Annotated in this window: 13 protein-coding genes; 9 read left to right on the forward strand and 4 right to left on the reverse strand. The window is 67.9% G+C overall.

Annotated features, from left to right (window positions below; translation table 11 throughout):
* Nucleotides 1-271 precede the first annotated feature (271 nt).
* The 5 genes from V3B64_RS09295 (at nucleotide 272) to V3B64_RS09315 (ending at nucleotide 4,960) form a co-directional block, all read left to right on the forward strand.
* Nucleotides 272-910, forward strand: coding sequence for a PepSY-associated TM helix domain-containing protein (locus V3B64_RS09295; protein WP_032129249.1), 639 nt, complete (start codon nucleotides 272-274; stop codon nucleotides 908-910).
* Between the two features lie 26 nt (nucleotides 911-936).
* Nucleotides 937-1,455 carry a DUF2271 domain-containing protein gene (locus V3B64_RS09300; RefSeq protein WP_004147429.1) on the forward strand — a complete coding sequence of 173 codons (519 nt, stop codon included), beginning with the start codon at nucleotides 937-939 and terminating at the stop codon, nucleotides 1,453-1,455.
* A 76-nt stretch (nucleotides 1,456-1,531) separates the two neighbouring features.
* On the forward strand, nucleotides 1,532-2,335 hold the full coding sequence (locus tag V3B64_RS09305; protein WP_049398797.1) for a DUF4198 domain-containing protein: 804 nt from the start codon (nucleotides 1,532-1,534) through the stop codon (nucleotides 2,333-2,335).
* A gap of 52 nt (nucleotides 2,336-2,387) precedes the next feature.
* Nucleotides 2,388-3,359 (forward strand): FAD:protein FMN transferase, encoded by a 972-nt coding sequence (locus V3B64_RS09310; RefSeq protein ID WP_329914005.1) that lies wholly within the window; start codon nucleotides 2,388-2,390, stop codon nucleotides 3,357-3,359.
* Nucleotides 3,356-4,960, forward strand: coding sequence for a sulfite reductase subunit alpha (locus V3B64_RS09315; protein ID WP_329914006.1), 1,605 nt, complete (start codon nucleotides 3,356-3,358; stop codon nucleotides 4,958-4,960). The genes V3B64_RS09310 and V3B64_RS09315 overlap by 4 nt, the downstream gene beginning before the upstream one ends.
* Before the next feature lie 396 nt (nucleotides 4,961-5,356).
* Here V3B64_RS09315 and V3B64_RS09320 read toward each other — a convergent pair whose 3' ends face one another.
* The 4 genes from V3B64_RS09320 to V3B64_RS09335 all read right to left on the reverse strand — a co-directional run bounded on the left by V3B64_RS09320 (nucleotide 5,357) and on the right by V3B64_RS09335 (nucleotide 8,507).
* Nucleotides 5,357-5,965: a HutD family protein gene (locus V3B64_RS09320; protein WP_329914007.1), complete on the reverse strand. Its 609-nt coding sequence runs from the start codon at nucleotides 5,963-5,965 to the stop codon at nucleotides 5,357-5,359.
* A gap of 34 nt (nucleotides 5,966-5,999) precedes the next feature.
* Nucleotides 6,000-6,725: a murein L,D-transpeptidase catalytic domain family protein gene (locus V3B64_RS09325; protein ID WP_012510304.1), complete on the reverse strand. Its 726-nt coding sequence runs from the start codon at nucleotides 6,723-6,725 to the stop codon at nucleotides 6,000-6,002.
* Nucleotides 6,726-6,742: 17 nt separating this feature from the next.
* On the reverse strand, nucleotides 6,743-7,828 hold the full coding sequence (locus tag V3B64_RS09330) for a L,D-transpeptidase (protein WP_329914008.1): 1,086 nt from the start codon (nucleotides 7,826-7,828) through the stop codon (nucleotides 6,743-6,745).
* Nucleotides 7,829-8,180: 352 nt separating this feature from the next.
* On the reverse strand, nucleotides 8,181-8,507 hold the full coding sequence (locus tag V3B64_RS09335) for a helix-hairpin-helix domain-containing protein (RefSeq protein WP_329914009.1): 327 nt from the start codon (nucleotides 8,505-8,507) through the stop codon (nucleotides 8,181-8,183).
* A 199-nt stretch (nucleotides 8,508-8,706) separates the two neighbouring features.
* Here V3B64_RS09335 and V3B64_RS09340 point away from each other — a divergent pair, with 199 nt between their 5' ends.
* The 4 genes from V3B64_RS09340 (at nucleotide 8,707) to murU (ending at nucleotide 12,337) form a co-directional block, all read left to right on the forward strand.
* Nucleotides 8,707-10,200: a M20 family metallopeptidase gene (locus V3B64_RS09340; protein ID WP_010483606.1), complete on the forward strand. Its 1,494-nt coding sequence runs from the start codon at nucleotides 8,707-8,709 to the stop codon at nucleotides 10,198-10,200.
* 70 nt (nucleotides 10,201-10,270) lie between these two features.
* On the forward strand, nucleotides 10,271-10,540 hold the full coding sequence (locus V3B64_RS09345) for a GlsB/YeaQ/YmgE family stress response membrane protein (protein WP_049398791.1): 270 nt from the start codon (nucleotides 10,271-10,273) through the stop codon (nucleotides 10,538-10,540).
* A gap of 64 nt (nucleotides 10,541-10,604) precedes the next feature.
* Nucleotides 10,605-11,630, forward strand: a complete 1,026-nt coding sequence (locus V3B64_RS09350) for a phosphotransferase (protein WP_100437460.1) — start codon at nucleotides 10,605-10,607, stop codon at nucleotides 11,628-11,630.
* Entirely contained in the window at nucleotides 11,627-12,337 is a 711-nt protein-coding gene (gene murU, locus V3B64_RS09355) for an N-acetylmuramate alpha-1-phosphate uridylyltransferase MurU (protein ID WP_329914010.1), read from the forward strand. Before V3B64_RS09350 ends, murU begins: the two co-directional genes overlap by 4 nt.
* The last annotated feature ends 612 nt before the right edge of the window (nucleotides 12,338-12,949 follow it).

The following is a 12,949-nucleotide window of genomic DNA, read 5'->3' on the forward strand; positions in this document are numbered from 1 at the left end:
GCGCCCCAGCTACTGTCTTGCGTTCAACGCCCCGTTCTGCTCGCCCCGCCCCGGTCGTGCCGGCCGCGGGCCGGCACTGCCCTGCCCCGGTGGGTGCCGACCTTGGTCGGCACCGCTTCATCCACGCATGGCGTGGATCTACTGATCAACGACGGTGCCGACCGCTGGCCGCTGGCCGGCATTCCCCCCCAGGGATACAGAACGACGCGCAATTGCGAGCTATTCTCATCAATGATGTAATGGGGAGTCCCCGTCCGCCTCGAACCGTGCCGTGAGCCGTCCTGCCTCTTCCACCGTGCAGCAGCAACAGAACCGTGGCTTCTGGCTGCGGACGCTGCACCAGTGGCACTGGATCAGCTCGGCGGTCTGCCTGATCGGCATGCTGCTGTTTGCGGTGACCGGCCTGACCCTCAACCATGCCGCGAAGATCGAGGCCAAGCCCGAGGTGCAAAACCAGCATCTGGAACTGCCGGCCGCGCTGCTGGGCCAGCTGGGCACGCGCGAGGACGGCAACGCGCCGATCCCGCGCCCGGCCCGGCAATGGCTGGACACGCAGCTGGGCATCGCCATCGGCGGGCGCCCGGCCGAGTGGTCGGCTGAAGAGATCTACCTGTCACTGCCACGCCCGGGTGGCGACGCCTGGCTGAGCATCGATCGCGAGACCGGCGCGGTGGAGTACGAATCAACCTCGCGCGGCGCGGTGTCCTACCTCAACGACCTGCACAAGGGCCGCAACGCGGGCCCAGCGTGGGGCTGGTTCCTGGACCTGTTCGCCGTGGCCTGCCTGGTGTTCTGCATCACCGGCCTGTTCCTGCTTCACCTGCATGCACGGCAGCGGCGCATGACCTGGCCGCTGGTCGGCCTCGGCCTGATGATCCCGCTGCTGATCGCCCTGCTGCTGATCCACTGACTTTCCTTCGTTTCCGGAGCCGCCCCATGCGCGTCACCCTGACCATCGCCCTCAGCGGCCTGCTGGCCACCTCGCCGGCCTATGCCACCACCCTCGACATCAACGTCGAAGTGCCCAAGCTCAACGTGGCCGAGTACCACCGCCCGTACGTGGCGGTGTGGCTGGAAGGCGCCGACCAGAAGGTCGCGGCCAACCTGTCGGTCTGGTACCAGCAGACCAGCAACAGCGAAGGCCACGGCACCAAGTGGCTGCCCGACCTGCGCCAGTGGTGGCGCAAGAGCGGCCGCACCCTGCAGGTGCCGGTGGACGGCGTGACCGGCCCGACCCGCCCGGCCGGCAAGCACGCGCTGTCGTTCAACGACAAGCAGCCGGCGCTGAAGCAGCTGGCCCCGGGCAACTACACCCTGGTGGTGGAAGCGGTGCGCGAAGTCGGCGGCCGCGAGCTGCTGAAGATCCCCTTCACCTGGCCGGCCACCGCCGCACAGAACGGCAAGGCGCAGGGCGCCACCGAACTGGGCCAGGTCACCCTCGCCGTCAAACCCTGAAAAGGGGACGGAGGGGATTAAGTCGTAATTCCCCTCCTCTCGCCGCACCACCCTGCATCCACCTGGAGTCTTCCGCATGAAGCGCACGCTCGTCCTCGCCGCCGCTCTGGCCGCTGCCCTTCCCTTCTCCGCCCTGGCCCACAAGGCCTGGCTGCTGCCCTCGCAGACCGTGATCGCCGGCAATGCGCCGTGGATCACCGTCGACGGTGCGGTCTCCAACGACCTGTTCTATTTCAACCACGTGCCGCTGCGCCTGGAGTCGGTGGTGATCACCGCGCCGGACGGCAGCACCGTGCAGCCGCAGAACGCGTCCACCGGCAAGTACCGCAGCGTGTTCGACGTTGAGCTGAAGCAGCCGGGCACCTACCGCATCGCGTCGGTCAATGACGGCCTGTTCGCCACCTACGAGCAGAACGGCGAGCGCAAGCGCTGGCGCGGCAGCGTCGCCACCTTCGGCGAACTGCCCAAGGATGCGAAGAAGCTGGAAGTGAGCCAGTCGGTCGGCCGCGTGGAGACCTTCGTCACCAACGGCGCCCCGAACGACACCGCGCTGAAGCCGACCAACCGCGGCATCGAGCTGGTCGCCGTCGGCCACCCGAACGATCTGTTCGCCGGCGAGGAAGCCACCTTCCGCGTGCTGGTCGACGGCAAGCCGACCGCCGGCCTGGAGTTCGAGATCGTGCGTGGCGCCACCCGCTACCGCAACGCGCAGGACGAGCTGAAGGTCACCAGCGATGCCAAGGGCGAGATCAAGGTGACCTGGCCGGAAGCTGGCATGTACTGGCTGGAAACCGGCACCGAGGACAACAAGACCTCGGTGAAGCAGGCCGCCAAGCGCCGCCTGAGCTACGTCGCCACGCTGGAAGTGCTGCCGCAGTAATGTGGACTGCGATGCCGGGCAGCCCCCGGCATCGCGCCTGCAGCACACCACCATGACCGATCCCCTGCTCGACATCGCCCGCCTCGGCGGCACCACCATGGGCACCACCTGGAGCGTGTCGCTGGTCGCACCGCGCCAGCGCGACCTGCACCCGCTGCATGCTGGCATCCAGGCGCGGCTGGACGGGGTGGTCGCGCAGATGAGCACCTGGGAGCGTGGTTCGGATCTGAGCCGCTACAACCGCGCCGACGCCGGCCAATGGTGCGTGCTGCCGGCCGAAACCCGTCACGTTCTGGCCTGCGCACAGGCCATCGCTTCCGCCAGTGGCGGCGCCTTCGATCCCACCATCGGTCCGCTGGTTGCACTGTGGGGCTTCGGGGCACATGCCGGCGAACGCCGCCAGCCCGACGACGCTACCCTGCAGGCCACGCGTGATCGCTGCGGTTGGCAGCGCCTGCAGTGGCAGGACGATGCGCTGCTGCAACCGGGTGGACTGGAACTGGATCTCTCTGCGATCGCCAAGGGCTTCGGTGTCGATCACGTGGCCGCCTGGTTGCGTGGACAAGGCATCACTGCCGCGCTGATCGAAGTCGGCGGCGAACTGGCCGGCTACGGCCGCAAACCGGACGGCCAGCCGTGGCGCGTGCTGGTGGAATCCGCACCCGAAGAAGACGCCCACACCGATACCCCGCCACGGGTACTGGCGCTGGACGGCAAGGCGGTGGCCACCTCCGGCGATCGCTGGCACCAGTACCAGGCCGATGGCGAGGCCTACAGTCACAGCCTGGACCCGCGCTCAGGCAGACCGGTGCGGCAGGTTGCCGCGGCAGTAACCGTGGTGGCCGACGACGCCATGCACGCCGATGCCTGGGCCACCGCACTGACCGTACTCGGTCGCGAACAGGGCATGGCACTGGCCGAGCGCGAAGGACTGGCTGCGCGCTACCTGCAGCGTGCGGCAGACGGCCCGCAGGAATTTCTCAGCAGCGCCTTCCAGCGCCTGCTCGACGAGCAGGACGCATGAGCGCACGTCCATCGCGCGCCTGGCTCGGCAACGCACTGGTTCTGCTCCTGCTGGCAGCGATCGGCTGGGCACTGCTTCGCCTGCATCTCGGCGAAGCGTGGTGGCGGGGCGCACCTCCGGCGCGGCAGTCGCAGATCGCGGTGCTCGCCACGGTGCTGTATGCGCTGGCCTGCGCGGCCCTGTGGTGGCGTGGGCGCCCGCGCGACGACGCCGCAACCGGAGACACCGCGCCCATCCTGCTGGTCTGGTCCAGCCAGACCGGCTTCGCCCGCGAACTGGCCGAACGCAGCGCCGAGGCCCTGCGCGGTGCCGGCGTGCCAGTGCGCGTGCGCGGGCTGCATGAGGTGGATGCAGCACTGCTGGCTTCCAGCCAGCGCGCGCTGTTCATTGCCAGCACCACCGGCGAAGGCGATCCACCCGACCACGCCCTGCCGTTCCTGCGCGGGGTGATGGCCACCCCGCCCCCGCTGCAGCACCTGCACTACGGCGTGCTCGCGCTGGGCGACCGCAGCTATGGCCACTTCTGCGGATTCGGCCACCAGCTGGACACTTGGCTGCGCCAGCACGGCGCGCATCCGCTGTTCGACGCCATCGAGGTCGACAACGCCGATCCGGCAGCACTGCGTCATTGGCAACAGTTGCTGGGACAACTCGGCGGTAACGCCAGCGAACTGCCCGACTGGAGCCCGGCCGAGTACCAGCCGTGGACGCTGCTGCAACGCGAGCATTTGAACCCGGGCAGCCCCGGTGGTCCGGTGTACTGGTTGCGCCTGCAGCCCCCGGCCGATGCAAATGCGCAGTGGCAGGCCGGTGACATCGCCGAGATCGGCCCGCAGCACGCATCGCACACCGTGCGTGCCTGGCTGGATGCACAACGCTTCGACGCGGACACCGTGCTGGATGATGGGCAGACGTTGCTGGCACGCGTCGCGCGCTCGCACCTGCCCTCATTGGTTCCCCCGGGTGATCTGCCTGCCTTGCTGGCGACCCTGCAACCGCTGCCGCATCGCGAGTACTCGATCGCCTCGGTCATGGCCGACGGTGCGGTTGAGCTGCTGCTGCGCCGCCAGCTGCGCGCTGACGGTACACCCGGCATCGGCAGCGGCTGGCTGTGCGACCACGCTGCCATCGGCGAACCGGTACAGCTGCGTCTGCGCCGCAACGACAATTTCCACGGCTTGGCCGCCGACGTGCCGCTGCTGCTGATCGGCAACGGCACCGGCATCGCCGGCCTGCGCGCGCATCTGCACGAACGCGTACGCAGTGGCGCACGCCGCACCTGGCTGCTGTTCGGTGAGCGCACCGCCGCGCATGACTTCCACTTCGGTGAAGAACTGCAGGCGATGCTGGCCGACGGCACGCTGGCGCGGTTGGATGCAGTGTTCAGCCGCGATGGCGGTGCGCACCGCTATGTGCAGGACCGGCTGCTGGCCGAAGCGGCAACGCTGCGCCAGTGGGTGGATGAAGGCGCCACGATCCTGGTCTGCGGCAGCCTGCAGGGCATGGCCCCGGCGGTGGATGCAGTGATCGAGCAGGTGCTGGGTACCGCGGGCAAGGAAGCGCTGTTGCTGGCCGGTCGTTACCGGCGCGATGTGTATTGAGGCCACCGCATCCTGGTGGGTGCGAACCGATTCCTGGTGGGTGCGAACCTTGGTTCGCACCATGACGCGGTATCGGCGGCCGCATCCACGCATGGCGTGGATCTACTGAACAGATTCGGCTGGCGCGAACCGCATTCTGGTGGGTGCGAACCTTGGTTCGCACCATGACGCGGTATCGGTGGCCGCATCCACGCATGGCGTGGATCTACTGAACAGATTCGGCTGGCGCGAACCGCATTCTGGTGGGTGCGAACCTTGGTTCGCACCATGACGCGGTGTCGGTGGCCGCATCCACGCATGGCGTGGATCTACTGAACGGCGTGTCCAGGCATGGTGGCAACCGCATTTGCAGTAGATCCACGCCATGCGTGGATAGTGCCAACCGGCGCCCAGGAATCATCCCGCCGCCGCACTGATCCGGATCGCCAGCAACTCGCCACCGCCCTGCAATGCATGACGCTGCCGTTCACCGGCCGCCAACCACGCAGTGTCTCCCGCCTGCAGCGCCGGCAAGCCGCTATCTGCACCGAACTCCGCCTGACCAGCCAGCAGATGCAGCGCCCAGGCCACACCCGGTTCGCAGAAGAAGAACATCGTGCCCACCAGCGGCCGGTGCAGCAGTTCGGCCTGCAGCAGCTCGCGCTTCCACATCAGGTTGAAGTCGTGGGTGGTGCCGTCCACCAATTCGCCGTGCAGCGCTTCCTCGCCGGCAAAGCGCACGTGTCCGTGCGGCGGCAGCACCTCGGCCACATGGCCATCGTTGAAGCGAAGACGCACGCCATTGCCCTGCAGCAGCACCAGCTCGCGCTCCACGCCGGGGAAGGCGGAGAACGCGGCATCCTGCTCGATCTCGGCCACCGACAGGCGTAGCGCCCAGTCATCACCCTGCGCCGGCAGTCGCAGGATCTCGCGGGTCCAGCCCAGGCCGTTGCGCCAGCGTTCGCGGCGATAGTCCAGGCGGGAGATCACCTGGCTCGGAGTGTGCAGCAGGGAGTCGATGTTCATCGGCGCATTGCATCATGCCGCGCGCCGTCATGCATCACCGCGTGGCGAGCGTGCCCTGGCCACCGCACTCGCCGGCCAGCAGCTGCGAGTGCTTCAGCCAATCCTGGTCGGGGTAGTAAGCAAACACCATCGTGCCGCCACGCAACGCATCGATCAGCGGCTTGGCCACCGACAGCCGCACCGCAGGGCAACCCAGGCTGCGGCCCAGCCGCCCCTGCAGCTGCGCGGTAGCCGGGTTCACGTACGGCGCACCATGGATGACGATGGCTCGGTCACGCGCGCGGTCGTTGAAGCCCGGTTCCAGCCCGGCCAGGCGCAGCGAATAGCCGTTGCCGCCCATGTAGGTCTCCTGCGCGGTGAACGCGCCGAGGCTGGACATGAAACTGCCATCGCGGTTGGAGAAGTGTTCGGTGCGGTTCTCACCGCTGTTGCGGCCATGCGCCACCCATTCCTCGAACAGCAGGCGCTGGTGGGCCAGGTCGAACACCCACAGGCGCGGCTCGGTGGACGGCCGCGAATAATCGATCACGCTGAGGCGATCACCATTGATGCCCAGCTCCGGCCGCTGCAGCGCGCAGCGCATGGCGTGCGCCGCCAGCTGCAATACGTGGCGGTCGGCCTTGGGCGCACTGCGCGACAGCAAGGCGGCCAGATCATCGGCACTGGTGGCAAGGGCGGGCGTCTGTGCCAGCGCCGGGGCGCTGGCCGAGGTCGCCAGCAGGCCGAACGCGGCCAGCCGGCACAGGCGGGATGCTGTCATGGGCACAACGAGGGGACTCAGTTGCCCTTGAGGGTGGACCCTGGCGGCTCGGATTCCAAGACCGGCTGCATTCCGGATTCAGCCGGGCTTGGGCGGACCGCCGGCAGCGAGGTCACCAGCAGGGTCGTGCCCGGTACCAGCACCTGGTACAGCTGACGGGCGAAATCGGCCGGCAACGCCATCGGCAGCGAGGGCGTGGCCAGCAGGTCCGGGGTGGCCTCGGCACGGTCCTGGCCCAGCAGCGGATAGGCCGTCCACTGGTGCAGGCGCTGGTTCGCGTCCAGCGGGCTGGGCGTATCGCTGTAGCCCTGCCCCATCACGAACAGGGTGGTGCCCTGGAACGCCGGCAGGGCGTCGGCCTTCAGCGGCGACTCGCCGATCATCACGCCATCGCGCAGCACGTACAGGCGCTGGTCGTGCAGGCTGACCAGGATGCCGACCTGCCCGGCCGGCGCCGCGGCGTCATCCCACCAGGCCTGCGCCGGGGCCCCACCCTCGGTTTCCGGAAGGGCCTGGCCGCGCGCGTTGACCGGTGCCAGCACCGACGGATAGGCCAGGGTCATCGGCGAGCTCTTGGCATCGGCCACGACCACGGTGTCGCCACGCTGGGTTTCACTGAACAGCTTCTGCGCGAAGGCCTGCGGCAGCCGCACGCAGCCATGCGAGGCCGGATGACCGGGCAGGCTGCCGCCATGCAGGGCGATGCCGTCCCAGGTCAGCCGCTGCATGTAGGGCATCGGCGCGCTGTTGTAGAGGTTGGACTTGTGGTCCTTGTCCTTCTGCAGGATGGTGAACACGCCGGTCGGCGTCTCATGCCCAGCCTTGCCCGAGCTGATCGTGGTCAGGCCGATGGCAATGCCGTTGCGGTACACGTACGCGCGCTGCTCATCGAGGCTGACCACCAGCACGATCGGGCCGGTCGGTGAGATTTCCGGATGCCACAGGTATTCGCCCGGCTTGAGGTCGGTCGGTCCGCGCACTTCGGCGCTGCTGGCTGCGGCAGCGGCAGGCTTGGCGGCCGGCGTCGGCGCAGCGGCATGGCCCAGCAGCGGCAGGGCCAGTGCAAGGGCGAGCATCAGGGTAGTGGGGCGGTGCAGAAGCATCCAGCGGGGGTCCTTTCCATGCGGTGCGGCCACCGTACACCATCGACCCGTGGTGGCCGCGGCAAAACCAGGTGCCGGAAATGAAACTGCCCGGCGACACAGCCATGTGTCGTACCGGGCAATCGTTACGTCCTTGTCGGCCTGCTGCCGCCCCCTCGCATCCTGCGCTGTGGGGGTAGCGTTGCATCCTGCACGCGGCCGCGTCTGTCCTGTTTGTATCTCAGCCCCTTCCACAGGTCTGTGATGCCACCATCCTGGTGATTGGTGCCGCGTCCTGCGGCGGTCGGTGGTCACGGCCTTCCTGTCCGTGTCCGGTGAACCAGCCTCCTGCCGGTTCCGACGATTCCTGCTGTCAGCGCCTGGGTACGGTTCGCACCGGTACCGATCCGGGTACCGGATCCGCCGGCAACAACCTGTTGCCTACGGTGATCCGCTGTCGATTCCGTTCGACGATTGCTTTCCCTATCCCCTTCACCTGCGTCAGGTCCTCGACGCAATGAAACGGGCCGTGTCTGCGCCGGTGCTCGACGATCGCCTCGGCCTTGGCGGCTCCGACCATTGTCAATCCCTGCTGCAGCGCCTGGGCATCGGCGCGGTTGATGTCGATCGGTTCGGCGGCATGCGCCCCAGCGATCCACACGACCAGCACCAGTGCCCTCAACACGACACTCCAAGGCACGACGTGTATCTCCTTGTGATTCTGGCCGTCCCGACCGGCAATCCCGTCGGTAGGAACAGTGTCCGTCACCACATGCACACAGCCTATCGGTTTCCTGGATTTCTAAAAGCCAGCCAAATACCCGACGTGATGTAGGAAAAACCCTACCCACGGCACAGGCGTAGAATGGCCGGATCAGCCCATGCAACCGGAGTTTCAGATGGACAGCGCCAAGCTCGGCCAATTCGTCAATGACAAGTGGGACAGCGAGATCGTCCCGCAGTTGGTCGACTACATCCGCATTCCCAACAAGTCGCCGATGTTCGACGCCAATTGGGTGCAGAACGGCTACATGGAACAGGCGGTCACCCTGATGGAGAACTGGGCCAAGGCCCAGCAGCTGCCCGGCCTGAAGGTTGAAGTGGTGCGTCTGGAAGGCCGTACCCCGCTGATCTTCCTGGAAATTCCGGCTACCGGCGCCGAAACCGGCGACGACACCATCCTGCTCTACGGCCACCTCGACAAGCAGCCGGAAATGACCGGCTGGGACGACGACCTCGGCCCGTGGACCCCGGTCCTGCGCGGCGACAAGCTGTATGGCCGCGGCGGTGCGGACGACGGCTACGCCATCTTCGGCTCGCTGGCCGCGGTGCTGGCACTACAGGCCCAGGGCCTGCCGCACGCCCGCTGCGTGGTGCTGATCGAAGCCTGTGAAGAGTCGGGCAGCTATGACCTGCCGGCCTACGTCGACCACCTCGCCGACCGCATCGGCAAGCCGTCGCTGGTGGTCTGCCTGGATTCGGGCTGCGCCAACTACGACCAGCTGTGGTGCACCACCTCGCTGCGCGGCCTGACCGGCGGCAACTTCACCGTGAAGGTGCTCAACGAAGGCGTGCACTCCGGCGATGCCTCCGGCGTGGTGCCGTCCAGCTTCCGCCTGCTGCGCCAGCTGCTGTCGCGCATCGAGGACCAGGACACCGGCCGCATCCTGATCGACGGCATGAACGTTGAGATCCCGGCCGAGCGCCAGGAACAGGCCAAGCGCGCCGCCGAAGTGGTCGATACCGAGATCTTCGAGAAGTTCCCGATGGTCGACGGTCTGCGTCCGATGAACGAGGACCTGACCGAGCTGGTGCTCAACCGCACCTGGCGCCCGGCACTGTCGGTCACCGGCGTCGGTGGCATGCCGGCGCTGGAATCGGCCGGCAACGTGCTGCGCCCGCAGACCTCGGTGAAGCTGTCGCTGCGCCTGCCGCCGACCGCCGATGGCAAGACCTGCGGTGAGCTGCTGAAGGAAGCGCTGCTGCGCGATCCGCCGAACGGCGCGCAGGTCACTCTGGATCTGGAAAAGGCCTCCACCGGCTGGAACGCCCCGGCCATGGCGCCGTGGCTGACCCAGGCCATCGACGACGCCAGCCAAGCCTTCTTCGGCAAGCCGGCGATGTACATGGGCGAAGGTGGCTCGATCCCGTTCATGGGCATGCTGGGTGAGAAGTTCCCGGGCGCCCAGTTCATGATCACCGGCGTGCTCGGTCCGCACTCCAATGCACACGGCCCGAACGAGTTCCTGCACATTCCGATGGGCAAGAAGGTCACCGCCTGCGTGTCCAAGGTGATCAGCGAGCACTACGCCGCCAGCCTGCGCGGCGAGACCAGCGGTTCGCCGGTGGCTGCCGACAGTGGCACCCGCCACGGCGACCACGGCTGCTGCTGAATCCGGCACACCGTGACGGACGCAGCCTGGCCTTGCTAGGCTGCGTCCACCCTTGGTGGAAATCGCGCGCATGAATGGTCTGTTCGGCAGCAGCAGCTGGCTCTACATCATCCTGGTCGGCTTCTTCGTCGGCCTGCTCGGGCGATTCTTCATGCCCGGCAACAACCGCATGGGCTGCCTGCTGACCATCGTGCTGGGCATCATCGGCGCGCTGCTGGCCGGGTGGTTCGGCCAGTACATGGGCTGGTACGCCCCCGGTGAGCCGGCCGGCTTCCTCGGTGCGGTGCTGGGCGCGGTGGCCGTGCTGGCCGTCCTGCGTCTGTTCAGCGGTCGCCGCTGATCCCGCACCCTCTTCCCTTCCTGTTCCCGACGTAGGCGCGCCCGGCGCGCCCGGATATGCCTGCATGACCGAACCCGCCTCCGATCCCCAGCGCAGCGCGCAGCGCCTGCAGTGGGCCCGTACCCAGCTCGATGATTCCAGTGCGGTGGTCGAACGCGCCTCGGTCGATGCCGGCATGCGCAGCTACTGGCGTACCACCAGCACGCGCGGCAGCCACATTGTGATGGACGCCCCGCCGGGGCTGGAAGATCCGCGCCCGTGGCTGCGCATGCGCGGCCTGCTGGATGACAACGGCCTGCGTGTGCCCGCGCTGCTGGCACAGGATCTGGATGCCGGCTTCCTGCTGCTGGAAGATCTCGGCGGCCCGACCCTGGCGAAGATCCTCGACGAGCGCAACGCCGATGAATGGTTCGGCCGTTCGATCGAACAGCTGCTGCGCCTGCAGGCGATCCCGGTGCCGGCCGACTTCGGCCAGTTCGGCGAAGCACTGCTGCAGCGCGATGCCGGCCTGTTCGACGAATGGTTCCTGCAGCGCCACCTGAACCTGGAACTGGACTGCGGTGAGATTGAAGGGCTGCAGCTGGTGCACCGCAGGTTGATGGACAACGCGCTGGGCCAGGCCCAGCTGATGACCCATCGCGACTACATGCCGCGCAATCTGATGCCGGTCGAGAATGGTCCCGCAGTGCTGGATTTCCAGGACCTGGTGCGCGGCCCGATTGCCTACGATGCGATGAGCCTGTTCAAGGACGCGTTCCTGAGCTGGCCGCTGCAGCGTGTGGACGAGTGGCTGGCGCAGTATCACGAGCGCGCCCGCAACGCCGGCCTGCCGGTGCCCGACCGCGCCACCTTCCTGCGCGATGCCGACTGGATGGGCATCCAGCGCCACGTGAAGATCCTCGGCCTGTTCTGCCGCCTGCGCTATCGCGACAACAAGGGCCATTACCTCGACGACGCGCCGCGCTTCATCACCTATCTGGATGAAGTGCTGCCGCGCTACCGCGAGCTGGCACCGCTGCAGCAGCTGCTGGAACACCGCATCAAGCCGGCGCTGACCGACCTGGCCGCACCGATGCGCGTGGCCCGATGAAGGCGCTGGTCTTTGCTGCCGGCCTCGGCGAGCGCATGCGCCCGCTGACACTGCACACGCCCAAGCCGCTGCTGGACGTGGCCGGCAAACCGCTGATCGTCTGGCACCTGGAACGCCTGGCCGCACTCGGCGTGCGCGAGGTGGTGGTCAACACCGCATGGCTGGCCGAACAGTTTCCAGCGACGCTGGGCGATGGCAGCCAATGGGGCCTGCGCCTGCATTTCATGTACGAAGGGCAGACCCCGCTGGAAACCGGCGGCGGCATCCTCAATGCACTACCGGTGCTGGGCGACGCCCCGTTTCTGGTGGTGAACGGCGACATCTGGACCGATTTCGATTTCGCCACGCTGCCGCGCGAGCCGCAGGGCCAGGCGCATCTGGTGCTGGTCGACAATCCGCTTCAGCACCCGAACGGTGACTACCGCCTCGATGCGCAGGGGTTGCTGCACCACGACCGCGAAGGACCGTGCCTGACCTATGCCGGCATCGGCGTGTATCGCCCTTCCATCGTGGCCGACTGGCGCACGGTGATCGGTGATGCACCGGGCAGCGAGCGGCTCCCACCGAAGTTCTCGGTGGTGCCGCTGCAGAAGCACTTCATGGCGCAGGGATTGATGACGGGGCAGCACCATCGCGGGCGCTGGACCGACGTCGGGACGGTAGATCGCCTGCGCGCGCTGGATGCTGAGTTGGCCGCGAACGGCTGAGCCCCTCGTGGCTGGTCGCGTAGAGCGGATCGCGTGTTTGGCCGGGCGGGTGGGCCATGCAGGGGACGCTGCAAGTCCCCCTCCGGGGCCCGGCCCAGCCGCTGGCGGCTGTGCGTTCAGGCGCTTGCGAAGCAGTGCTTCGCAAGCAAAGCGCCTTCACCCCTGTAAGCTCGGTCGCCGCATCCATGCGGCTCACGCCCCTGCGCAGCCCACCCCGCCCGGCCTCTGACAGTTTCCGTGGGCGACCAGCCACGGAAAAGAAAAAAGAAAAGCAAAAGCGGGTCGCGTCGCTGCGCTTGCTCTGGTGACGACCAACGGTCGTCACCCACCACAAGCAAGACACGTGTCGACCAAGGTCGACACCCACCAACAGCAGTGCAGTATGCAGTCCCGGCAGATCGCGGGAACCTGTCGAGGGGGGGGGGGGGGGGGGGGGGGGGGGGGGGGGGGGGGGGGGGGGGGGGGCGGCGGCGCGGGGGGGGGGGGGGCGGCCCCCGCCCCCCCCCCCCCCCCCCCCCCCCCCCCCCCCCCCCCCCCCCCCCGCCTCCCCTCAGGAAGCCAGCTTCTGCTGTTGCTTCGGCTCTTGCTGTTGCCGGCCAGCGGCCGGCACTA

The organism is Stenotrophomonas sp. SMYL86 (assembly GCF_036320025.1).
Taxonomy (GTDB): Bacteria; Pseudomonadota; Gammaproteobacteria; order Xanthomonadales; family Xanthomonadaceae; genus Stenotrophomonas; species Stenotrophomonas maltophilia_A.